The organism is Cohnella rhizoplanae (assembly GCF_948329515.1).
Classification (GTDB): Bacteria; Bacillota; Bacilli; order Paenibacillales; family Paenibacillaceae; genus Cohnella; species Cohnella rhizoplanae.
Genome location: NZ_CAOJCN010000005.1, coordinates 179,203 through 201,121, shown reverse-complemented (window position 1 = coordinate 201,121; position 21,919 = coordinate 179,203). Strand labels below are relative to the sequence as shown.

The 21,919-nt window shown below is 61.1% G+C and carries 22 protein-coding genes; 14 read left to right on the top strand and 8 right to left on the bottom strand.

The annotated features are described in order from the left end of the window. Window positions 1–6: 6 nt before the first annotated feature. The 5 genes from PQG80_RS10985 to PQG80_RS10965 all read left to right on the top strand — a co-directional run bounded on the left by PQG80_RS10985 (window position 7) and on the right by PQG80_RS10965 (window position 5,841). Window positions 7–2,268, top strand: a complete 2,262-nt coding sequence (locus tag PQG80_RS10985; protein WP_271751358.1) for a hypothetical protein — start codon at window positions 7–9, stop codon at window positions 2,266–2,268. A 38-nt stretch (window positions 2,269–2,306) separates the two neighbouring features. After that, the gene (locus PQG80_RS10980) at window positions 2,307–2,807 is read left to right on the top strand and encodes a phage holin family protein (RefSeq protein WP_271751357.1); all 501 of its coding nucleotides are present in this window, start codon (window positions 2,307–2,309) and stop codon (window positions 2,805–2,807) included. Window positions 2,808–2,958: 151 nt separating this feature from the next. Beyond that, window positions 2,959–3,735, top strand: coding sequence for a DUF1906 domain-containing protein (locus PQG80_RS10975; RefSeq protein WP_271751356.1), 777 nt, complete (start codon window positions 2,959–2,961; stop codon window positions 3,733–3,735). Window positions 3,736–3,803: 68 nt separating this feature from the next. Beyond that, window positions 3,804–4,886, top strand: coding sequence for an AI-2E family transporter (locus PQG80_RS10970; protein ID WP_271751354.1), 1,083 nt, complete (start codon window positions 3,804–3,806; stop codon window positions 4,884–4,886). Between the two features lie 121 nt (window positions 4,887–5,007). Beyond that, complete coding sequence (locus PQG80_RS10965; protein ID WP_271751353.1) at window positions 5,008–5,841, top strand: hypothetical protein; 834 nt, start codon at window positions 5,008–5,010, stop codon at window positions 5,839–5,841. Window positions 5,842–6,334: 493 nt separating this feature from the next. Here PQG80_RS10965 and PQG80_RS10960 read toward each other — a convergent pair whose 3' ends face one another. Together PQG80_RS10960 and mscL are read right to left on the bottom strand one after the other, a co-directional pair. Beyond that, window positions 6,335–7,054: an NUDIX hydrolase gene (locus tag PQG80_RS10960; protein ID WP_271751351.1), complete on the bottom strand. Its 720-nt coding sequence runs from the start codon at window positions 7,052–7,054 to the stop codon at window positions 6,335–6,337. After that, window positions 7,051–7,542 carry a large conductance mechanosensitive channel protein MscL gene (gene mscL / locus PQG80_RS10955; protein ID WP_271751350.1) on the bottom strand — a complete coding sequence of 164 codons (492 nt, stop codon included), beginning with the start codon at window positions 7,540–7,542 and terminating at the stop codon, window positions 7,051–7,053. The genes PQG80_RS10960 and mscL overlap by 4 nt, the downstream gene beginning before the upstream one ends. A gap of 118 nt (window positions 7,543–7,660) precedes the next feature. Between mscL and PQG80_RS10950 the strand changes: the two genes are divergently transcribed. The 5 genes from PQG80_RS10950 to PQG80_RS10930 all read left to right on the top strand — a co-directional run bounded on the left by PQG80_RS10950 (window position 7,661) and on the right by PQG80_RS10930 (window position 13,649). After that, window positions 7,661–9,427 carry an ATP-binding protein gene (locus PQG80_RS10950; RefSeq protein WP_271751348.1) on the top strand — a complete coding sequence of 589 codons (1,767 nt, stop codon included), beginning with the start codon at window positions 7,661–7,663 and terminating at the stop codon, window positions 9,425–9,427. A 137-nt stretch (window positions 9,428–9,564) separates the two neighbouring features. Further along, window positions 9,565–10,533, top strand: coding sequence for a 2-hydroxyacid dehydrogenase (locus tag PQG80_RS10945; RefSeq protein WP_271751347.1), 969 nt, complete (start codon window positions 9,565–9,567; stop codon window positions 10,531–10,533). Window positions 10,534–10,584: 51 nt separating this feature from the next. Further along, entirely contained in the window at window positions 10,585–11,454 is an 870-nt protein-coding gene (locus PQG80_RS10940) for a DUF8692 domain-containing protein (RefSeq protein WP_271751346.1), read from the top strand. A gap of 27 nt (window positions 11,455–11,481) precedes the next feature. After that, the gene (locus PQG80_RS10935; protein WP_271751345.1) at window positions 11,482–12,597 is read left to right on the top strand and encodes a DNA alkylation repair protein; all 1,116 of its coding nucleotides are present in this window, start codon (window positions 11,482–11,484) and stop codon (window positions 12,595–12,597) included. Continuing rightward, window positions 12,594–13,649, top strand: coding sequence for an FUSC family protein (locus PQG80_RS10930; protein ID WP_271751344.1), 1,056 nt, complete (start codon window positions 12,594–12,596; stop codon window positions 13,647–13,649). Before PQG80_RS10935 ends, PQG80_RS10930 begins: the two co-directional genes overlap by 4 nt. Window positions 13,650–13,766: 117 nt before the next feature. Here the strand turns inward: PQG80_RS10930 and PQG80_RS10925 are convergent, their stop codons facing one another. The 5 genes from PQG80_RS10925 to ilvA form a co-directional block, all read right to left on the bottom strand. Continuing rightward, window positions 13,767–14,048 carry a transposase gene (locus PQG80_RS10925; RefSeq protein WP_271751343.1) on the bottom strand — a complete coding sequence of 94 codons (282 nt, stop codon included), beginning with the start codon at window positions 14,046–14,048 and terminating at the stop codon, window positions 13,767–13,769. Between the two features lie 23 nt (window positions 14,049–14,071). After that, window positions 14,072–14,215 carry a hypothetical protein gene (locus PQG80_RS10920; protein ID WP_271751342.1) on the bottom strand — a complete coding sequence of 48 codons (144 nt, stop codon included), beginning with the start codon at window positions 14,213–14,215 and terminating at the stop codon, window positions 14,072–14,074. Window positions 14,216–14,305: 90 nt separating this feature from the next. Further along, window positions 14,306–14,947, bottom strand: coding sequence for a TVP38/TMEM64 family protein (locus PQG80_RS10915; RefSeq protein WP_271751341.1), 642 nt, complete (start codon window positions 14,945–14,947; stop codon window positions 14,306–14,308). A gap of 8 nt (window positions 14,948–14,955) precedes the next feature. Continuing rightward, on the bottom strand, window positions 14,956–16,149 hold the full coding sequence (locus PQG80_RS10910) for an MFS transporter (RefSeq protein WP_334219817.1): 1,194 nt from the start codon (window positions 16,147–16,149) through the stop codon (window positions 14,956–14,958). Window positions 16,150–16,255: 106 nt separating this feature from the next. Next, entirely contained in the window at window positions 16,256–17,530 is a 1,275-nt protein-coding gene (ilvA, locus tag PQG80_RS10905) for a threonine ammonia-lyase IlvA (RefSeq protein WP_271751340.1), read from the bottom strand. Between the two features lie 206 nt (window positions 17,531–17,736). Between ilvA and PQG80_RS10900 the strand changes: the two genes are divergently transcribed. The 3 genes from PQG80_RS10900 to PQG80_RS10890 all read left to right on the top strand — a co-directional run bounded on the left by PQG80_RS10900 (window position 17,737) and on the right by PQG80_RS10890 (window position 19,516). Next, on the top strand, window positions 17,737–18,309 hold the full coding sequence (locus PQG80_RS10900) for a hypothetical protein (protein WP_271751339.1): 573 nt from the start codon (window positions 17,737–17,739) through the stop codon (window positions 18,307–18,309). Window positions 18,310–18,443: 134 nt separating this feature from the next. Next, window positions 18,444–19,193: an FHA domain-containing protein gene (locus PQG80_RS10895; RefSeq protein WP_271751338.1), complete on the top strand. Its 750-nt coding sequence runs from the start codon at window positions 18,444–18,446 to the stop codon at window positions 19,191–19,193. 134 nt (window positions 19,194–19,327) lie between these two features. After that, window positions 19,328–19,516 (top strand): hypothetical protein, encoded by a 189-nt coding sequence (locus PQG80_RS10890; protein WP_271751337.1) that lies wholly within the window; start codon window positions 19,328–19,330, stop codon window positions 19,514–19,516. 143 nt (window positions 19,517–19,659) lie between these two features. On the opposite strand, the gene PQG80_RS10885 is transcribed toward PQG80_RS10890, so the two are convergent. After that, entirely contained in the window at window positions 19,660–20,382 is a 723-nt protein-coding gene (locus tag PQG80_RS10885) for a hypothetical protein (RefSeq protein WP_271751336.1), read from the bottom strand. Between the two features lie 429 nt (window positions 20,383–20,811). On the opposite strand from PQG80_RS10885, the gene coxB reads away from it, so the two are divergent. Beyond that, on the top strand, window positions 20,812–21,885 hold the full coding sequence (coxB, locus tag PQG80_RS10880) for a cytochrome c oxidase subunit II (protein WP_271751335.1): 1,074 nt from the start codon (window positions 20,812–20,814) through the stop codon (window positions 21,883–21,885). The last annotated feature ends 34 nt before the right edge of the window (window positions 21,886–21,919 follow it).

Genomic DNA, 21,919 nt, shown 5'->3' with positions numbered 1-21,919 from the left:
AATCGCATGGCTATTTTTACGAGCATTCTGAACTTGCTGAAGAAGAACCCGGCGACGGACGGCGCGGATACGTTCAATATCCAGACGATGCTGAACGACAACTGGGACAAGATCGACGCCGCAATGGCGTTGAAAGGGGCGAATGGCAGCGTTCGCGCGGCGACGGCGAGCAACACGACGTTGTCAGGTCTGCAGACGGTCGACGGCGTGTCGCTCGCTGCGGGCGACCGGGTGCTGGTCAAGAACCAGACGACGGGCAGCCAGAATGGGATCTACGTGGCAGCCGCAAGCGCCTGGGTGCGGGCCGCGGATGCTGATTCGTCCGCGAAGCTGGCGACTGGCATTTTGGTGTATGTACGGGAAGGGACTATGAATGCAGGAAAGGGCTTCGTGCTCAGCAATGCGGGCGTCGTGACGCTGGGTACGACCGCGTTAACGTTCTCTCAGGCGAGCGGCACAGGCGCGGCGGACGATTCGGTGATAGGGAATCGGACGGTGACGGATTCGGTGACGCCGGGTATTAGCGGAACCCTAACTGCATTGTTATCCAGCCTATTCACCTTGGTGAAAGGGATTACCGGCAAATCCAGCGCCCTCACCGGCCCATCGATCACGCTGGAAGCGACTAAAGCGCACGTGGACGCGACTACGGCGCATGGCGCGGTACCCGCGCCGACGGCGTCGACGATGATGGCGCGCGACAGCGCCGGGCGGGCGCAGGTAGCGGCGCCTTCCGCAGCTGGTGATATCGCGCGGAAGGATACGGTGGATGCCGCGATTGCTACGGCGGCAAGCGATGCTACGAGCAAGGCGAATGCTGTTCAAAGCAATTTGACCGCACATATAGGAACCGGGGGCGCCGCTCACACTGCGGCTACGACTAACGCGGCAGGATTCATGAGTGCAGCAGATAAGATCAAGCTCGACGACGTGGCCACGGGAGCCGGCGGAACGAATAGCGCAACTGATACGGTTATTGGTAATCGTACGATCAACGACGGAATCGCCCAAAGTGCTGGTTCATCGGGCCCGCTTACGACATTGTTTGGACAGATCGGCAACATGATCAAGATCATAACAGGCAAGGCGAACTGGTACTCCACTCCCCGGACCACGCTCGAAAATGCCGTAAAGCTCAATGGCGATACGATGACCGGGCCTCTTGTATTGTCGTCTGACCCCACAGTAGCGTTGGGTGCGTCAACAAAACAGTATGTTGATGCTTTGCCCTATGGCATGGCCCGTCAAGCACTCATTAACGGTAATTTTGACGTGTGGCAACGCGGAACAAACCTTACTGGCTTACCATATTCATATTTTTCTGATCGCTGGAAAAATGGTGGATATAACCCCGATGGTGGCACGATGCCTTCTATCACAGTGAGTAGGGGGGTGATTTTGGGGGACATTCCTGGAGCATCCTATTATTTTCGCATTATACCGTCGGGAGCTGGCACGTCTTTTGGTGCAAATTCTGAATACACCATTGATCAAAATATCGAGTTTGGTACCCGATACCTCTGTGGAATGGGAAAGAAAGTTACGGTTTCCTTCTGGGCGCGGAGTTCAATTACCAGCAAGAAAATAGGCGTAATTATGTATCAGGCTTATGGTACTGGAGGTTCTCCCAGTCCACTAGAGACTCTAACCGGCACGTCGTGGACAATGAGTTCAGGATGGACAAAATACACGTTTACATTTAACACCAACAGTCTAGTTGGTAAAACATTCGGGTCAAACAACGATGATGTATTAATATTGAGATTCTATATCGCCTGGGGTGCAAACTTATCCGTAGGCGTAAGCGCAGTGGGAGCAGAGACATTTCGGGGATCTGGCACAATTGACATCGCCCAAGTTCAATTGTGTTCAGGCGACGTCGCACTTCCATTCCAGCCGCGCACTTTCGCAGACGAATTGGAGTTGTGTCAGCGTTATTTTGAAAAAAGCTATAATATGGGCGTAGCTCCGGGTACGGCCGGCGGAGGTGCCTGGCTTGGTGCGATTTCTAAGCGCACTCAAAGTTCAGGCGGAAATTTAATAGTTCCTTGTGTAATACCGTATAGGGTTAAAAAGCGTATTACTGCTATCCCTAATGTTTATTCACCATCTACAGGTGCAGCTAATATGTGGCTTATAGGCGGGTCAAATGATGTAGCGGTAAATTACTTCAATCAAGGCGAAGGCGGATTTAGTATGTTTGTCAATCGAACTTGGGGCAGTAATGAGACTTATGAGTTTCAGTGGACTGCAGACGCCGAGTTATAAGGAGTAACGTGAAGGCGACAAGAACGGCTAAGGGGAGGTTGAACCTGAACCAACTGAAACTTCTACTATCAAACGCCTGGTATGCCGCCGCGACCGGCGGCAAGGAGGCATTCGCGGGCGGAATGGGGGCGGCTATCGGCATGCTTCTCACTTCAGTTTTAGGTGGATGGGACAAAGCGTTGGAAGTGCTATTTACGCTTATTGTCTTGGACTACGCAAGCGGCATCGCCGCTGCGATTAAGAATCACAACTTGAATTCGGATAAGCTGTATTGGGGCGGCATTCGAAAAATCGTGGTTCTCGCAGTAATCGCACTCGCGGCCCAGTTGGATGATTGGCTGCAGCCCGGAGTGCCAATGTTCAGGACTGCTGCTATCTATTTTTACGTCGGTAGAGAAGGATTGAGCCTCGTAGAGAACTTCGGCGCGCTCGGCGTCACGTTGCCCGTATCTATCACCAAGAGACTGGAGCAATTCAACCAGCAGGAAGATGAACCAGTCGTCGACCCCGAATCAAACGGGAAACGGAATACGAGTTAATCGAGCTTTTCCTCGATAGAACGGTAACCGTAGGACGAGCGCCGTGACCTCCACCACCAATCCCCGAATAAGATACAACCTGTACTATCTTATCCCGTTCGTTACTCCACCCACGCGCTTATTAACGCATCCAAGAAAGGAGCCACCCTCCATGGCCAAAGGCATCGACAAAGCCACGCCCGTCACGGCCGCGCAGGCCAAGACGCTCGCGTCCGCCGGCTACTCCTTTGCCGCGCGCTACCTGGTGCCGTCATCGTACGCCTGGAAGCGGATGACCGCGAACGAGGCGAGGCTGATCACGGCTGCCGGCATGCAGATCGTCTCGGTGTTTGAGACGACGGCAAGCCGCGCGGCGAGCGGGGCGGACGCGGGCCGCAACGACGGCGCCGCCGCCTACGCGGAAGCGTTGGCGCTGGGCCAGCCCAAGGGCACGGCGATCTACTTCGCGGTGGATTACGACGCGCAGCCCAAGGATTACGACGCCATTGAGGCATACCTCAAGGCCGCGTCCAAGCAGGTCACGGGTTACCGGACCGGCGTCTACGGCTCCTACGCGGTCGTCGAGGAGATGGCCAAGCGCGGCGCGTGCACGCATTTCTGGCAGACGTACGCCTGGAGCCGGGGCAAGCGCAGCGACCAAGCGAACATTTACCAATACAAGATCGACACGACGGTGGCGGGCATCGCGCTCGACCTGAACGACTCCTACGGCAACGAGGGCTGGTGGAACACGAATACGGATCCGGATCCGAATACGAATCCCGAACCCGACGAGGAGGAGGAAATTACGATGAAGGCAGAGGACGCGGAGAAGATCATCAAGTTCCTGTCTGCGGCCTGGTTCGCGGCGACGACGAAGACGGACAAGACAGAGTTCAACCGCCTGGCCAACGAGATTCGCAAAGCGGCAGGTCTGCCTCTCGAGTAAGAAGGAGTTTCCCGCCGGCCGACGAAGGTTATATCTTTATTATAACTTTTCGAAGGTCGGTGGGCTCCATGCCTCAAGGCAAGTATTTCAGGATTGGCTACGGCATCATCGTAGTACTGCTCATCATCTTTTTGGCTTCCAAGGTCCGGTTTATTTTCAACCCGCTCGTGACGGTGCTCGAGGTGCTGCTGCTGCCGATGCTGTTATCCGCGATCATGTACTATCTGCTGCGGCCGGTCGTGGGCGTGTTGGAAAAAAGGGGCCTCACCAAGCCGACAGCGATCGCAATCGTCTACTTGGCGCTGGCCGCATTGTTTGCGTTTTTCATCATGCTGGTCGGACCCATCATACGGGAACAGATCGACAGTCTCATCGACAGCGTGCCGCAGCTCGTCCAGTTGGCGCAGGATCAGGTGAATAAGCTCCAGCAGTACGAATGGGCGACCAAGTATCTGAACGATCCGAAGTTCGACCTTACCTCTCGCATTCCGGATCTGGTGAATGGCGTCATTTCCAACACGGGCAACGCGTTCAACAAGATCATGGGCTGGATCTCGCAGTTCGTGCTGCTGCTCTCGACGGTTCCGTTTATCGCGTATTATATGCTGAAGACGGGCTACAAGGTGCCGGACTACGTCGTCAAGGCCGTTCCCGACAGGCATGACGAGCAGGCGAAGTCGATCATGTTGGAAATGGATAAGGCGCTCAGCGCCTACATACAAGGCAAAATTTTGGTTAGCATCTGCCTCGGCATCATGATGCTGACGGGTTACCTCATCATCGGGCTCAAATACGCGCTGCTGCTCGCGATCGTCTTTACCTTCCTCAATGTCATTCCGTACGTCGGCGTGCTGATCGGTTCGGTGCCGAGCGTGATCGTCGCGTTCATCGACTCGCCGTGGAAGGTCGTCTGGACGATCGTCGTCATCCTCATCGCGCAGCAGATCGAGGACCGGCTGCTGTCGCCGCAGATCATGGGCAAGAAGCTCGACATTCACCCGCTCACCATCATTATCGTGCTGCTCATCGTGGGGAGCTTGTTCGGATTGTTGGGCATGTTCCTCGCCGTGCCGGGCTACGCGGTGCTGAAGGTCATCGTGACGCATCTCTACCAGATCTACCGCCTTCGGAAGATCGAGATTATCGAGTGACGCAGCTCCGTACCGCATAGACGGATTCACCATACGCCCCGCCGCCCGCATATGATGACTGCAAACAAGGCGAATGCCCTGCAGCCCGTTCGGCTGCAAAGGCGCGGGGAGGCGTGCGGTTATGCCGACGATAGCGAACTTTCCGGCGGATCTGCTGGAAGAACATATGAATTGGCACCATTCCCATCATGTCAGCGATCCGCAGCAGCTGCGTCCGGGATACGGGGCGCAGTTCCTGCAATTCCATCGCGGGTTCATCCGCAGGGCGCTGGACTGGTACGGCCGGCAAAGGTACGATTCGTCGCTGGTCGCGCCATGGCAGGGCGTGCCGGAGCAGATTCGCCGGGCGCCGTGTTATGACCGGTCCGCGGAGGCGAGGATCGTGATGCAGCCGCAGTCGTTTCGAACGGCAGACGAGCTGGGGCTGTTCATCGAGGCCTCGGGTCTGCACGGCTGTATCCACGAGACGGCCGCGGCGGTATATGGCGAACCGGATATCAACGACTTCGACGTGGCTCCGCGCAACACGGTGTTCTACAACATCCACGGCATGATCGACGGCTGGTACCGCAATTGGGAGGCGGCTGGCCGCGTCAACCAGGGCATGCTGGATTGGGGCGGCCGCTTCACCGCCCGCGCGGACGCCCGCGCCGGAGAGGCTGAGGAGAGGGCGGAGACGCTCCGTTACGAGCCGGAGAGCGGGCGGTGGTGGCTGGGCAGCGGCGCTGCGACAGGCGGGGCTCACGTTCATCCGGCGCATCTCGATTGGCGACTCGTCGGCGACGGCGACAGTCTGGGGAGGCAACCCGACGCGCGCTTCCTGCGCGTATGGGACGCGGACGGGGACGGGCGCTGCGAGGTGCTGTACTATAGCCGGACCGACGGCAAGTGGCGGGAAGGCAGAATCGTCGGCGGCAAGCTGAGGTGGCAAGAGATCAAGCGGTCCGCGGGGTGAAGAATTGAACTGCAGCAAAGACCCGGCTCGGGAACGAAGCCGGGTCTTTGCCGCGTATGGGAGAGCCACAGCGAGTATCGGTGGACCTGCGTGCGGTCAAGAGGATGTGATTAGCGTTGCTTTGCCGGTGAAGCATCCTGGACCTTGGAAAAGATTCTGATCAGTGATACTTGACCTGAAACATGCGTCTTCGAGGGGGCGAGTAACGCTATACAACGCTACTTAACCCCAGATCATCGCCCAAGCACGGAAGTAACGCTATACGGCGTTACTGGACCCCAGGTCATCGCCTAAGCACGGAAGTAACGCTATACGGCGTTACTGGACCCCAGGTCATCGCCCAAGCACGGAAGTAACGCTATACGGCGTTACTGGACCCCAGGTCATCGCCCAAGTACGGAAAGTAACGCTTTCCGGTGTTACTTTCATGAAGACCAACAACCGGCATTAAACCCGCCAGACCCGCCAGACCCGCCAGACCCGCCAGGACCCCCTAGACCAATTCGACCAGCGCCTCGATCACGCGTATGTAATACGCCGTATCGCGCGCCACGAAGTCGCCCAGCCTCACCGCGACGCCGGAGACGGGCGCCAGCGCGCCGTCCGCGTCCAACTCGGCGCCGTCCGCCGGCACCGACTCGGCCTCGCCCCGCATCAGCGCGAGCAGCGCGGAGGCTTCCGCCTCGTACAGGCCGGCAAGCTCCTCCCGCTGCAGCCGGAACGTCTCCGGCCCACGGTCCACCACGCAGCCGTACACCTCGCTAACCTCGCGGTCCACGTACCGCACGCCTTGCGCCTCGCCTTCGTCTTCCTCTCGGAACGTCCCGAGCGGCGCGAGCTGCTCCAGCGTCACGCGCAGCCCAAGCTCCTCCTCGAGCTCGCGGACGGCGTCGGCTGCCGTCTCCCCGGCGGCCAGATGGCCCGCGGCGGTAATATCGAGGCGGTCGGGATTCGTATCCTTGTCCCGGCTCCGCTTCTGGAACAGTACGCGCACGCGACCGTCCTCGTCCCGGCGCACCAGCCAGCAGTGGAAGGTATGGTGCCACAGTCCGAGGGCGTGCGCTTCGGAGCGCGTCGCGGTGCCGATCGGACGGTCCTGCTCGTCGTAAATGTCGAATATCTCCTCGCCCGTTGCTCGCACGTGGCCGCCTAAGCCGCTGTCGCCTGCATCGTCCGCGCCATTGCCGCCGTTCACCGTGTCCTTGCCCCTCATGCGCCCGCCGTCGCCCCAAGCTCCGACGTGCAGTGCGCGCAGCGCACGGCCTTGATCGGCACGACCGACAGGCAGTACGGGCACTCCTTCGAGGTCGGCTCGCCGATCGGCTCTTCCTTTTTGCGCCCCTCTGTCAGCCTGTTGATCACCTTCACGAGCATGAAGACGCAGAACGCGATGATGAGGAAGTTGATGATAATATTAATGAATTGCCCGTAAGCGATGACCGGCGCCCCCGCGGCGCGGACCGAATCCAGCGACTCCGGAACCGGCGCCGGAGCCCCGTTCTTGTAGTCCCCAATCTTCCAGTATAAATCCTTGAAGTCCACGCCCCCGAGCAGCCGACCGATCGGCGGCATGACGATGTCGTTGACGAGCGAGGTGACGATCTGTCCGAACGCGCCGCCGAGGATGACGCCGACCGCGAGATCGATCACGTTTCCCCGCATCGCGAACGTCTTAAACTCTCCTGCCATTTTTCTTAACATTTCTTGCAAAACCTCCATTTTTTTAAGTTGGAAAAAGTAGGATTTTTTTAAAAACTGTCGAAGTGTATCAGATAGATTACGCATCTTCATCACATCATCGACTGCGGGGGATCACTTGATGTACGATTCCGAGACGTCCTGGAAGATTGGCCTCCTGCTGTTGGCGCTGCTTATCAGCATAATCGCATCCTACACCATGTTCAACTTTACAGGCAATCTCCAACGCAAAGACAATCAATTTCGAGTTTTCTGGCTATCGGGCGGGGCCTTTGTTTTCGGCATCGGCATGTGGGTCAAGCAATTTCTAACCACGCTGGCCTGGGACAAGACGATTGTGTTCAGTTGGGCGACTGTCGTTTCGCTGCTTTTCTCCATTTTTTTCTGTTCGATGGCGTTCGTCATGCTCGCTTTTCAGAACGTGATTCGCTACCGTCTGGCCGCGGGGAGCTTCATTCTGGCCTTCGGCGTCGCCTTCATGAGCTATTTCGGCGAACTGGGGGAGCCCGTATCCGCGATTCGGATGGCAGGAATCTACGTCGTGCTGGGCGTGTTCTTGCTGTTCAGCGGGATCTATGCGGCGCTTCGGCTGTCCGAATGGCCGGGCGAGAAGTACAAGTGGCTGGCGAGCCTGACGCTAGGCACGGCCGTATTCATCGAGAGCCAGATCTCCAAGCAAGCGCTGCTGCTCCAATATCGGGATAGCGCCACGTTCGTCTCCGCGGACGGGCTGCAGGAAGATATCTACCGGCTGTCGGTGATTATCGGGATCGGCATGCTGCTTATTTTAACGTCCACGCTGTTTACTTGGTATATCGACAAGCGCATGAATCATATGGATGAACGATACAAGCTGCTCGTGGAGAACTCGCTGGATACGATCGCCATTTTTAAAAAGGACAAGTGGATCTTCGTCAATGAGGCGGGACTGCGGATGTTCGATGCGGCGGAGCCGGGCGAGCTGTTGGGCGCGTCCATCTATGCGTTTCTCCTGCCGGAGGACCACGATCGGGTGCGGGAGCGCATGCACAATCTCGTCATCACGGGCAACAGCGGCCCGCTCGAGCAAGAGTGGGTCACGCTCAAGGGCAGGACGCTCAATACGGAGATCGTCGAGCTGATGACCTCGATCGAGAACGAGCCCGCGCTGCAGATCATCATCCGGGACATTTCCGAGCGCAAGAAAAACGAGGAGCTGCTCATCAACTCCGAGAAGCTCTACGTCGCGGGACAGCTGGCGGCCGGCATCGCGCACGAGATTCGCAATCCGCTGACGTCGCTCAAGGGCTTCCTCCAGCTGCTCTCCTCGGGGCGCAAGAACAATGGAACGTACTACGACATCATGAAGTCCGAGCTCACGCGCATCGAGAATATCGTCAGCGAGATGCTCATGCTGTCCAAGCCGCAGGTGTACGAGCTGTCGTACCACGATATCCGGCACGTGATGCGGGAGACCGTCACGCTGCTCGAGACGCAGGCGATTCTGCACAGCATCCAGATCGAGAGCGACTTCGGACCGGACCCGCTCTGGATTTACGGCGTGGAGAGCCAGGTCAAGCAGGTGTTCATCAACGTCATCAAAAACGCGATCGAGGCGATGACCGACGGCGGCGCGATCCGCGTCCACATGACGCGCGTCGACAACTCGGTGCGCATCCGGATCATGGACGAGGGGCCGGGCATCGAGGACAGCCAGCTCGCCAAGATGGGGCAGCCGTTCTACACGACCAAGGACAAGGGGACCGGGCTCGGGCTCATGGTCAGCTTCAAGATCGTGGACAACCATCAGGGGAAGATACAGGTGTACAGTCAGCTCGGGAGCGGCACGACGTTCGAGATCCTGCTGCCGTTCCGTTACCCGGAGGCCGCGCCGGTCAAGATCGGTTGACGCATCGGAGGCTGCGCAAGAGGACGCTCGCGCAAGCCGTTGAGGGCGTCCCTTGCGGCCGGCCATTCGGCGAACCCCGATTTGGGTTATAACTAAATGGAGAATCGATCCAAGCTTAAACGGGAGGTTACGATCGCATGTCCAACCGCCGCAGGGCCGTCGTCATCACGGCCCGAGGAAGAAACACCTTCGCGGAAGCGCAGGCCGCGCGGCTGGAGCGGGCCGCAGATGTCCGGTTCCTCTCCGCCGAAGGGCCGATCCCGCCGGACGAGCTGGTCGAGATGCTGAAGGAGGCGGACGTGTGCGGACTGACCCCGCGCTCCGTGCCGTCCATCGACGGCTCCTGGGTGTCCCGCCTGCCGCGGCTCCGTGGCATCGCGGTTTTCGCGACGGGCGTGGACTATATCGATACCGCGCTGCTTAAGGCGCGCGGCATCGCGCTCAGCCATCTGCCCGAATACTCGTCCGACTCGGTCGCCGAGCACGCGCTCGGCATGATGCTGACGATGACGCGGCGCATCCATCTCAGCCAGGACCGCGTCCGCGGGCGCGTGCCGCCCGGAACGAGCGTGCTCGGCTTCGAGCTGCGCGGCAAGACGCTCGGCATCGTCGGGCTCGGCCGGATCGGCTCGCGCGTCGCGGAGCTGGCCGGCGCCTTCGGCATGCGCGTGCTCGCTTGCGATCCGCGCGGGAGGGGCGCCGCCGACGGCGTGCGCCTGGTCGGGCTCGACGAGCTGCTCGCCTCGAGCGATATCGTGAGCCTGCACATGCCGGCGCAGTGGCAGGGACCGGCAGCCTTCGGCGAGGCCGAGCTCGCGCGCATGAAGACGGGCGCGACGCTCGTCAACGTGTCCCGTTGCGCGCTGGTCGATCCCTACGCGGTCGTCCACGCGATCGAAGAGGGCCGCCTACGCGGATACGCGGTGGACGATCTGTTCCCGCTCGCGGACAAGGACGAGCGCGCGGCGCGGCAGATCGCCCAAGGGAGACTGCTGCAGACCGGGCACACGGCATGGTATTCGGTCGAGGTGCTCGAGCGGGGATACGACACCTGGGTCGACAACCTGTGCGGACTGGCGACGGGTCAACCGCAGAATCTGGTGTGAGGCGAGACAGATGATAGGTATTCGGGAAGCGGAGACGGAGGAGGCCGGACGATGCGAAAGCCAAGGCATGCGGCGGAAGAGGGCGTAGCGGGGGCCGAAACGGATCGTATGCCGGCTGCGCCGATACGATTGCTGGCGGCGCTCTGGCTGGCCGTCCTGCTGTTCACGGTCGGCATGATCGCGGCCGGCTGGCCACGGTACTGGATCTACGTGGCTGCGGAGACGACGCCTCAGGCCTGGCTCGAGAGCGTGCTGCTCGTGTTGGCCGCGAGCCTGGCGGCGCTGAACGCGTTCGCATCGGCGCTCGAATCTGGCGGCAGCGAGACGTCTCGCGGGCTCGGCGAGACCCGCGCTCAGGCGTCTAGGTCCGGCGTCGAGCCCCGGGCAGCGGTGGCCGGAGACCAGCCGGCCGGCTCGCGGCGGCGGAGTCGCGGCGGCGGCAAGGGCCTGTCGTCGTTCGTAGACCGCCATACGGCGTGGGGCTGGACGTTGACGGCGGCGGCCTTTGCCTGGCTGGCGCTCGACGAGCGGTTCGCGCTGCACGAGCGTCTGCGCGACAGGTATCTGAAGCGGACGGGCGTCCGTCTGCTGCCCTGGATGGAAGCGGGCGACTGGCTGATCCCCGTTTATGCGGTGTGCGGGCTGGCCGCGGTGTGGGGACTTTGGCGCCTGCTCGGCAGGGCTGCGGCGCCGCGGGCCTTTTTCGCGGCAGGGCTGCTGATCGCTCTTTGCGCCGTCTCGATGGACACGATCGACATCCGCAGCCTGGGCAAGAGCAGCGAACGGCTGCTGCAGACGATCGAGGAATGTCTGGAGACCGCGGCGATGACCGCGTTCGCGTCGGCGTTCCTGTCCGTGCTGACCGGCCGGCTGTCCGCATGGTATAATAAAGCTTCGATTCGGCGGGAGACAAGCGATTGAGGCGCCGGATATAGGAGGTTTATTATCGTGGCGGAGCCGCTTAAAAATATGTACGACGAAGCCTTTCTGAGCGCCTTCGGCACGCGGGTTGCCCGCGCGTGGGCGCCGTTCGACGCGGAGCGGTTCGTGCGTCTGGCGCTGGCGGACGGATGGGAGGCGCTCGCCCTTAAGGGGCGCATCCGCCGCATCTCCCTATCGCTGGGCGCCGTGCTGCCCGGAGACTACGAGCGGGCCCTTGATATTTTGGAGGAGATCGCCGGCGAGTGCCGGGGCTTTCCTTATTTGTTTTTTCCGGACTTCGTAGAGTCGTACGGGCTATCCCATTGGGGCAGGTCCGTGCGCGCGCTCGCGCTGTTCACCCGGTCGTCGTCCGCCGAGTTCGCCGTCCGTCCCTTCATTAAGCAGGATCCGGCGCGCATGATGGCGCAGATGCTCGCATGGAGCGCGGATCCGGACGAGCACGTGCGGAGGCTCGCCAGCGAAGGCTGCCGGCCGCGGCTGCCGTGGGCGGACGCGCTGCCGGCATTCAAGCGGGATCCCTCGCCGATCCTGCCGATTCTGGACGCGCTTAAGGCGGACCCGTCGGAGTACGTGAGGCGCAGCGTCGCCAACAATCTGAACGATATTTCCAAAGACCATCCGGCCTTGGTGATGGAGCTGGCCACCCGCTGGCACGGCGCCAACCCGCAGACGGACGCGCTGCTGCGCCATGCCTGCCGGGGATTGATCCGGGGCCGGGCGGACGAGGATGCGATGCGTCTGTTTGGGTTGCTGCCGGCTCCGGAGGCTGTCGTGAGCGCCTGGACCGTCACGCCGGGGACGGCGGCCATAGGGGACGCCGTGCTGGTCGCGTATGAAGTGCAGCTGCCGCTGCCGGCGGGAGAGGCGCGCAAGCTCAGGCTCGAGATGGCCGTGACCTATCCGCGCAGCGCCGAGGGCAGCGGCTACCGCAAGCTGTTCAGGCTCGCCGAGCGGGTCCTCGAGGGCGGCGGCACGATCGCAGGGACGCGGAAGCTCTCCTTCAAGGACTTGTCCACCAGGCGCCACTACCCGGGGACGCATACGCTCGCGCTGGTCGTCAACGGGAAGGAGACGGCGACGACCGGCGTGGTGCTAGAGGCCGTAAAGGAGGAAGCGGATTGACGATCGGAGCCCGCGTATTCAAGACCGGCCTGTCCGTCGCGATCGCGCTGTGGATCGGCAGCCTGATGGGTCTGAAGCTGCCGCTCATCGCGGCGATCGCTTCGGTCGTGATGATCCAGCCTTCGATCTATCGCAGCTGGGTTCAAGTGCTTCAGCAGCTGCAGAGCAACGTGCTCGGCGCCGCCGCTGCGATCGCTGCCGTATGGCTGGTCGGCAGCAGCCCGCTGTCCATCGGGATCGTCAGCGTGCTGATGATCCTGCTCTGCATCCGGCTCAAGACGGAGGAGACGATCGGTCTCACCGTCGTGACCGTCGTCGTGCTGATGGAGGCGCACGGTCTCGGCTGGCCCCTGGTCATGGACCGGCTGGCGGCGCTGCTGACCGGCATCGTCACCGCGTTCGTGGTCAACATTACGGTCGCGCCCCCACGGCATCGCGGCCGGTTCTTCGCGCAGATGAAGAAGTCCCAGACCCAGCTGTCGCTGCTGCTCCGGACCTCGGTATCCAACGAGCTGCGGGAGAGCGTGTTCAACCAGGAGCTCTCGTCGCTCAAGGGACAGCTGCGCCAGCTGGAGGACGCCTACGACCTCTATGCCGAGGAGCGGGTCGTGCGCAAGGCGTCGCGGGCGGACCGGGCCCGCCTGCTGGTGATCTACAAAGGCATGTTGAACGCGCTCGAGCGGGGCGTCACGCTGATCGAAGCGGTGGACGTGCATTACTTCCCCGCGGCATCGGACGAGAAGTGGCGGCAGGAGGTAGACCGGCAGATCGAGGCGCTCTGCGGCTACCACGAGCAGTTGATGTGGAAATGGGACGGCCTGCTGAAGCCGGGTGCCGCCGCCTCGGCGCCGCCGCCCGAATCGTCCGGCCTGCTGGCGGGCATCGCGGCCTCGCCGGTTACGGTCGCGGCGGACAAGAGCCGGCTGCTGGTCGTCGCCTCGGCGATCTATGCCTACGAAGAGCGTCTGCGGCGGCTCGACAAGCTGATCGAGCATCTGCGGGAACGCAGAGACGGCGCGCCGGAGGATCCGGAGCGGCTGCTGGGCCTGTAGTCGTTCCTTGTACCGCTTTCTTAATCCTGAACTATCGACATGCGCCGGATAACCGCGCACTCTATGCAAAAAGCGGCGATCGCTTCCCGTTCGGGAGAGCGGTCGCCGCTTTTGAATTCAACTGGTAGAGCCGTAGCCCGTCTGTCTTCGCGGATGATCGATTTTATCCTGCTTGTTGACGTCCTTTTCCTTGGGAATCAGGCGCGGGTCGGTCTCCCCGTCGTGATGGTTGTCGTACACCGCCTCGACCCATTCCCACTCGGTGCTGCCGAGGACGGGGTCCGACGGATACGTGTCACCGATGCTGAGCTGCAGCTCGCGTCCCCATTCGTCCCGGTAGACGCCGTCGGATTCGACCTTCTCGCCTGACACCGGCATCATTTCCTTGTTCTCGCCCATCTCGGGTCACCGCCTCGCTATGATTACTTGCCGTGCTTGCGCATCGCGGATTGGTCGGATTCGGATTGGAGGCGGCTGGCCGCGTCCTTGCCGGAGCCTGTCCTGTCGGCCTTGGACTGCGCTTCGCTGGCCTTGATCTGAGCGCCTGACGGTTGTTCGCCGGACATGGCGATCCCTCCTTCCGGTATTAACGTCGACTCCCGGATAGGTTGCCACGCGCGCGGCGCCATTATGCCCTCGGAGCGAATAGGCGCGCCTTAACCTACGTACCGTCCTTCCAGCTTTTTGCCGGCGAACCACAGCGCGGCCAATATCGCTGCCGCGATGAGCAGGCGCCAGGGCTGATGGACGAGCGCGTTGAGATCGTGGCCGAGAAAGCAGAGCGTGAAGATCATGACGGCCTTGCCCATGATGATCGCGATGACGAACGTATGCAAGGGGATCTTGGAGATGCCCGACGCGATGTTGACGATGGCGGACGGGGAGAAGGGCAGGCAGGACAATATAAAAATCGGCGTGAATCCTTTGCGCTCGACCCAGGAAAAAAAACGCTCCATGCGGGGCATGCGCTTGCGGATGCGCTCTCCGTAGCGCGAGCCGAAGCGCCGGGCCAGCATGAATACGACCACGGAGCCGCAGCAGGCGCCGATCCAAGAATACAGGAAGCCCAGCCATAGTCCGTAGGACAAGGCATTGCCCACTACGATGACGATGAGCGGCAGAAAAGGCAGCAGCGACTCCGCCAGAGGGAGCAGAATGCCCGGCAGCGGCCCGAGAGCCGAGTAGCGGTCGAGCAGCGCCTGAATGTCCTCCAGGCTCATGCCTTTTAAGTATGTCATCCACTCTTGCCAGCGCGTGGCTGCGAATGCGGTGATCTTGTCGGTCAATAGCTGATGCATAGATTACCTCACATGCGCTGCGCGGGCGACTCCCCGCGGAACAGGCGGAATGGGAACAATAAATAGATGACGCCGATCACGGCGAAGATGACCGCGGTGCTCAGGACGACCGACGGCTCTCCGTAACCCGTGGCCGCGAAGCCGCCGATGATCGGGCCGAGCAGGCCGCCGAGGCCTTCGACGGCGGAGAGCACGCCCCAGCCGAGGCCCTTCTGCCCGGGCGGCACGTACGCCGCCAGCAGCGCGTTCCATGCCGGGAGCACGGCCGCATAGGAGAGGCCCAGCGTGACGGCCCCTATAAAGGCCAGCGCCGGCGCGGGGCCGAGCGTCAGGCCGTACAGGGCGACGCCGAACAGCAGGAAGCCCGCCACCAGGAACCACTTTTTCCCGAGACGGTCGGACAGCCTGCCCATCGGGATGAGCCCGAGGGCCGTGAAGCCGCCGCCGGCCAGCAGGAGCAGCGTGTACTGCCATGGGGCCATGCCTAGATGATCTTTTACGAAGCTCGGCAGGATGGGTTGCAGCATGCCGGCCGCCAGGGTCTGCAGGATCATGCCGGGCAGCAGGAAGCGCATATCCTTCAGATGCGTGCCGAGCACCGCGAGCTGCTTGCGGAACGGGACGGCCGCCACCTCGGCGCGCGCCTCCTTGGGGATCATAAAGGACAGCAGCCAGGCACCGGCCGACACGAGCACCATGATCCAGTAGCTCGCCCGCTCGCTGTGGACGAGCACCAGATTCAGCACGACCGGGCCGGAGCCGAGCCCGACGAGCCAGATCATGTACAGGAATCCCATCTGGGCGCCCCGGCCTTCTTCCTTGACCTTCGTCAGGCAGTAGATCCAGATGGGGGAGATGCCCAGTCCGTACAACCCGGCCGCCGAGATGAAGATCCAGGGCACGTCCGCCCAGCCGATGAGCGCCATCCCGATCAGCGAGGCCAGCAAGCCGATATGAATGATGCGCCGCACGGGAAACCGATGGACGAGATAGCCCATACCCAGCTTGAGCGCCGTGTCGATCAAATAGTGGGCGGTGATGGCGGCGCCGATGACGTCGAGGTCCAGCCCGAGCGTCTCCTTGCCGTAGATCGGCAAAAAACCGATGAGCGCGGCGCCGCGCACGAATTCCACCAAATATAGAATAAGGGCAAGCAGCGACATTTCCTTCGTGAACATGGTTCGGATCGAAGCAGTCTTCAACGGAATTCTCCTTTGAAGCCCTCTGCGCCTAGAGCGCGGGCGGGATGCATGACTTCACCATTATAGCCATAATCTGCATGCGATCAAAAGCCGCGCGCGCCGGCGGTCAGATTAGCAGATTGAACAGCAGCGGGTCCTTGTTCAGCTCCACGTACCGGAACCCCTTGAGATTCATGCGATCGACCAGCGGGCCGTAGTCGTCGGGACTCTTGAGCTCGATGCCGACGAGGGCCGGACCGTTCTCTTTATTATGCTTTTTCGTGTATTCGAACTGCACGATATCGTCGCCCGGCCCCAGCACGTCGTCGAGAAATTCGCGGAGCGCGCCGGCGCGCTGAGGGAAGTTGACCATGAAATAGTGCTTGAGCCCCTCATAGATCATCGAGCGCTCCTTGATCTCCTGCATCCGGTCGATGTCGTTGTTGCCGCCGCTGACCACGCATACGACGTTCAGGCCCTCGAGCCGCCCGGCGAGCATCGGGAGCGCGGCCACGGTCAACGCGCCGGCGGGCTCTGCCACGATCGCATGCTCGTTGTAGAGCTCGAGTATCGTCGTGCACACCCGTCCTTCCGGTACGACGACGACTTCGTCGAGCAGCTCGCGGCACAGCGCGTAGGTCAGCTCGCCGACCCGCTTGACCGCGGCGCCGTCCACGAACTTGTCGATCTCCTCCAGGGGGACGACCTCGCCGCGCTCCAGGGCGGCCAGCATCGACGGGGCGCCCTCGGGTTCGACGCCGATGATGCGCGTCTTGGGACTGACCGCTTTGACGTAGGATGCGACGCCCGCGGCGAGCCCGCCTCCGCCGATCGTCACGAGCAGGACGTCGACCGGTTCCTTGCACGCTTCCATAATCTCTTTACCCACCGTGCCGTTGCCTGCGATGATCCGAGGGTCGTCAAACGGATGCACGAAGGTCATGCCAGTCTCCTGCGTCGCCCGCTGGGCCTCCGCATAGGCATCGTCGAACGTGTCGCCGATGAGGCGCACTTCGACCTTGTCCCCGCCGAACAGCTTGACCTGCCCGATCTTCTGCCGAGGCGTCGTAGCGGGCATATAGATGATGCCCGGGATGTCGAGCGCGGCGCAGGAATAGGCGACGCCCTGCGCGTGATTGCCCGCGCTCGCGCAGATCACGCCGCGCGCGCGCTCCTCGGCGGGCAGGCCGGAGATCAGATTGTAGGCGCCGCGGATCTTGAAGGAGCGCACGACCTGCTGGTCTTCGCGCTTCAGGTGGACCTGGCAGCCGTGCTTGGCCGAGAGCGCCTTGTTGAACTGCAGCGGCGTCGGCGATACGACGCCCCGCAGCGTATGCGCGGCGAACAGGATGTCCTCCATCCGGATGGAGGCCGGGGCGGTACGGGGTAATAGGTCAGACATGGGTCAACTTCCTTCCTGAGAATATAAATGAAGCCGCCCCCATAGGGACGGCTGGCTAAGACGCGGCAAGGGCGTCAGATCCGCGCGGCGAGAGTACCATGCCCGACATTTGAATTACTAATGTTATACTCTTAAGCAGGAAGCAAGTCAATCCGCGCGGCGGCCCCGCGCCTTCGTTCGAGAACCGCCCAGAGGAGGCATTTCATTTGAAAAAGCTGCTGTTCGCCTTTATCGCTTTTGTCGTGCTCGCCGCCGTGGGCAGCGTCATTTTATATCAGCTGATCAAGCCGTCCCAGCCGCTTGACCTGGCTTACGAGCCGGTGCCTCTCGAGAGCAGGGCGCTGCAGATGTTCAAGAATCTGTCGACCGAGCTCGTGCTCTCCGAGGCCGACGTGAACAATCTGGCCAAGGCGTCCATCGCGGATAATCCGCAGTACAGCCCGGACGTGCTGATCACGGGAGCCGGATTCCGCTTGCTCGCGGACAACCGGCTTGCCGCCGACGTCAATTTAAAGATCAAAAACCGAATCCCGGTGGGTTTGAGTTTCGTATATCGTCTGGAGTGGCAGGAACCGAACTTGACGGCCGTAGTCGAGAAGGCTTCGATCCGGGGCGTGCCGCTGCCTGCGGACCGGTTCGACGATGTCGTCATTCCGCTCGGCGCGCAGCTGCCGAAGGTCGTGCGCATCAAGAGCGTGAAGTCTGACGCGCAGGGGCTGAAGGTCGCGTTCCGCGCGCCTTCCCCGGGCGAGCTCCGCGAGCTGATCGGCGGCCTCTGAGCGGCCGCCGATCAGCCTGTCGGACGATTGAACGGACAACCGAATCGAGCTATAATCGAGATCATAAGCGGTATTAAATAATCAGCTGACGCATACGCATTAGTAAGCGTTTACATGAGTAGGAGGAGCCCGCCATGAATAAAAGGTCCGGCCTCCGCGTTCTGCCGGCAGCCGTCCTGGCCATCGCCGCCGCGGTTTGGCCGGTCCCTTCGGCGGAGGCCGCGCCGGCCGAGGCCTTGACGGCCGCGGAGCACGCGGCTTCGCAGGGCATGCTGCCGCTGCTGGCGGCCATGGCGATCGGCATCGCGGTGTCCGTCATCGCGGTGCTGGCGTTTCTGCAGATGACGACGCGGGGTAAGAGTAATAAGGAGGACGAGTCCAGGCATACGGACCAGGCCTTGTTTACTTCGAACGCTCCGTCCCGGGATGACCACCGCGAAGACCGCGAGTCGGACGTCGACGACGAAGATGTCGACGCTTCGCTCGGTTACACGGTGCCGCTCCGCAGTCTCGGCGACGCGCCGGATGCGGCGGAACGCCGCACGCCCGAGCCCGCGCGGGCCGAAGAGCCCCGTTTGGTAGGCTTGTCGGGCGAGTTCGCCGGCGCAAGCTACCGGCTGGCGGACAGGCCCCTGGCCATCGGCAGGGACGGCCATCAGTGCGAGCTCGTCTTTCCCGACGGGCACGCCGAGATCAGCCGCAAGCACTGCACCGTGAGCTACGATTCGGCGCGCCGGGTTTTTTCGCTGGTCGACCACGGGTCTTCCAACGGTACATACTTGCGGGACGGCACCCGGCTCGCCGCGGGCGCCGCGCGAGAGCTCAGGCCGGGCGACAGATTCGCGTTGCCGGGCGGGGAGCAATGGTTCGAGGTAGACGACTGAAGACGGTTTTTCTGTTAAACCTCTGGCCGAACTGGTATAATGAGGCGAACGGAAAGTAAACATCTTCTATAGGGCAGCCGGGCGTCAACTCTGTACGAATCTTGCGGGAACTTTCCGCCGGGAGGGATTATGGCATGGCAAAGCGCGGTCATAACGAAGTTCAGGAAAGTTTGCAGGAGCTTACGAGAATTTTTCGCCCTAAGGATCCGCGCAAGTTCGTCAAGGATTACATCCGAAAATACAGAATCACCGGCGGCTATGAAGATGAACTTACCGTTATCGTTGAACGAGAGCTGACGAGGTTGAACTCGTCCGCCTCCTGAGCGCAGCGCATTCGCGAAGCTCCCGATGGAGCATTTGCTTTCGGCAGAGCGAAGGCCCCCGCAGTTATCTTGGGGGCCTTTTTTTTATTTCCTATAAATATGCTGACCTGCATGGGTCGGTATCTAGGCAACATTCCCGGTATCTAGCGGTCGTTCCGGGCAGTCGGCTCGGGCACCGGGAGCGGTACCTCGTCGGTCGCGGCGAACATGTACCTGGCCAACCTGTTGAAGGATGGCGTGAGCGGGGCAAGCGGCCGTCCGCCCCAAGCAGCCTTGGCATAGCCGAGCAGTTGATTCACGTATTCCATGTTGGCGGAGATGTGGACGCCGTTCACGTTCGGAGCCATCTTCCGGACCTCGTTCGCCAGCGTCTGGCGGAATTCCGTGGATAGATCGGAGATGTCCTTGTGCGTCAGGGAGGAGTTATAGGGCGTGACGATCTTCGTGAGATCCCACGAGCTGCTCCCGGTGTCGATGTTATAGACGCCTTCGGTCGTGCCGGTGTTGTCTTGATCGCTCGATTCCTTGCCTCCGCCGTGAGAGCGGACGCCCGTAGCCGTCTGGTCGGTCGAGATGCCGACGTACGCGTTCTTGTCCGTCAGCATGACGATGGCGTTGGCGACGCCCGGCACGTTGGACAGGCGGTAGGACAAGGCGGAGCTGTATTCGAAATAGCGGTTGTCGTGCGCGCGCGGATCGGTCACGACATGGCTGTAGGCGCGGATGCCAGACATTTTCGGATCGTTCGACGTTCTGCTGCCGTAGTCGTTCGCGCTCTGCTGATGATGGGCTTTATAATTGCAGCCGCCCAGCCCCACCAGCGCGGTCGCGAGCACCATGGCCGCCGCGTATTGGCGCTTGTTCATAACCGGGCTCCTCTCGGGAATCTGGATGCGATGGATTTAGTGTTCGCCGGGGCGGCAAAAGTATGCCGGCCTTCCGTACATAAAACCAGCCGCCAATGGTAAAAGCTGATGGAAAGGGTCATCGCAACGGGAAGAGGGGCGCATTCGGCTGCCCGGAGCCCAAGAAAGCCTTTGCAACGCCCTCCGGCAAGGGAGCCGAAACAGGAATTTGAGCCTTGAAACCCTTGTGCGGCAACGTTTTTGACAGTTTTGAGAACAATTTGTGAACTGTTGTGTGAACATTGACAAACTGTCGTACCAATCTTTATATTTATTAGAGGGTTTAGGTACGTGCGAGACCAAAGTTCGACATCGCGCAACACATGGGTCGCTGCCGCCACAGTCAGAGAAGAAGGCGATCCGTGATTATGTCAAAGTGGGGATGAATGGATGATGAATCGGTGGCGCGTAATGAAGCGGTTACTTCCGCTTATGGCCGGCATGGCGCTCTTGCTGTCGGCATGCGGCAGGGACGATCTGTCGACCTTGAGTCCGCAGGGGCCTGTCGCGCAAAAACAATTTGATCTGATGACGCTCTCGATCTCGATCATGGCGCTTGTCGTTGTCGTCGTGTTTGCGATCTGTATCTACGTACTGATCCGCTTCCGCCGGCGCAAAGGCGACAACTCCATACCGAAGCAAGTCGAAGGGAATCACACGCTGGAGATTATCTGGACCGTCATTCCGATCGTATTGCTGCTTATTCTGGGCGTGCCGACGATCAACACGGTGTTCGGCCTCTCCAAGGATTATTCCAAGGATCCGGAGGCCGTGCAGGTTACGGTCACTTCGCACCAGTACTGGTGGGAGTTCGACTATCCGGAATACGGCATTAAGACCGCGCAGGAGCTGATCGTGCCGACCGGCCGCAAGATCCAGTTCAAGCTGGCGTCCGGCGACGTGACGCACGCCTTCTGGATTCCGTCCATCGGAGGCAAGATCGATACCAACGCGGGTCTCGGCACGACGAACAAGCTGTTTCTCGAGTTCCCCAACGAAGGCGTGTTCAGAGGCAAGTGCGCCGAGCTCTGCGGTCCTTCGCACGCGCTGATGGACTTCAAGGCGAAGGCGGTCAGCCAGGCGTCGTTCGACCGGTGGGTCGCGGCCATGAAGGCGCCGGTCTCCATGCCGGCCGACGAGACCGTCAAGGCGGCGTTCGAGAGCAAATGCTTGTCCTGCCACGCGATCGGCGAGACCAACGCGGGCAGCGCGGCTCCGAACCTGACGGGCATCGGCAGCAGGCTGACGGTCGGCGGCATTCTCTACAACGACGAGAAGTCGGTCGAAGAGAATCTGAAGGACTGGATCGCCCACGCGCAGACGATCAAGCCGGGCAACCAAATGCCGGACGTCAGCCAGAACGTTACTTACGGACCGGGCAAGGGAACGACGGCTACCGGCCTCTCGGACGAAGAGCTCGACGGCATCGCGAAGTATCTGGCCGGCCAAAAGCTCGAATACTAATACTCTAGCTTCTGCGGGGAATGAAGGAGGACGC

Coding starts and splice junctions, on each gene's coding strand:
- PQG80_RS10890 (WP_271751337.1), top strand. CDS start 19,328: ATGGCAAAGCGCGGTCATAACGAAGTTCAGGAAAGTTTGCAGGAGCTT.
- PQG80_RS10960 (WP_271751351.1), bottom strand. CDS start 7,054: ATGAGGGGCAAGGACACGGTGAACGGCGGCAATGGCGCGGACGATGCA.
- PQG80_RS10885 (WP_271751336.1), bottom strand. CDS start 20,382: ATGAACAAGCGCCAATACGCGGCGGCCATGGTGCTCGCGACCGCGCTG.
- PQG80_RS10920 (WP_271751342.1), bottom strand. CDS start 14,215: ATGTCCGGCGAACAACCGTCAGGCGCTCAGATCAAGGCCAGCGAAGCG.
- PQG80_RS10915 (WP_271751341.1), bottom strand. CDS start 14,947: ATGCATCAGCTATTGACCGACAAGATCACCGCATTCGCAGCCACGCGC.
- PQG80_RS10925 (WP_271751343.1), bottom strand. CDS start 14,048: ATGGGCGAGAACAAGGAAATGATGCCGGTGTCAGGCGAGAAGGTCGAA.
- PQG80_RS10950 (WP_271751348.1), top strand. CDS start 7,661: ATGTACGATTCCGAGACGTCCTGGAAGATTGGCCTCCTGCTGTTGGCG.
- PQG80_RS10965 (WP_271751353.1), top strand. CDS start 5,008: ATGCCGACGATAGCGAACTTTCCGGCGGATCTGCTGGAAGAACATATG.
- PQG80_RS10940 (WP_271751346.1), top strand. CDS start 10,585: ATGCGAAAGCCAAGGCATGCGGCGGAAGAGGGCGTAGCGGGGGCCGAA.
- coxB (WP_271751335.1), top strand. CDS start 20,812: ATGATGAATCGGTGGCGCGTAATGAAGCGGTTACTTCCGCTTATGGCC.
- mscL (WP_271751350.1), bottom strand. CDS start 7,542: ATGTTAAGAAAAATGGCAGGAGAGTTTAAGACGTTCGCGATGCGGGGA.
- PQG80_RS10985 (WP_271751358.1), top strand. CDS start 7: ATGGCTATTTTTACGAGCATTCTGAACTTGCTGAAGAAGAACCCGGCG.
- PQG80_RS10975 (WP_271751356.1), top strand. CDS start 2,959: ATGGCCAAAGGCATCGACAAAGCCACGCCCGTCACGGCCGCGCAGGCC.
- PQG80_RS10945 (WP_271751347.1), top strand. CDS start 9,565: ATGTCCAACCGCCGCAGGGCCGTCGTCATCACGGCCCGAGGAAGAAAC.
- ilvA (WP_271751340.1), bottom strand. CDS start 17,530: ATGTCTGACCTATTACCCCGTACCGCCCCGGCCTCCATCCGGATGGAG.
- PQG80_RS10895 (WP_271751338.1), top strand. CDS start 18,444: ATGAATAAAAGGTCCGGCCTCCGCGTTCTGCCGGCAGCCGTCCTGGCC.
- PQG80_RS10970 (WP_271751354.1), top strand. CDS start 3,804: ATGCCTCAAGGCAAGTATTTCAGGATTGGCTACGGCATCATCGTAGTA.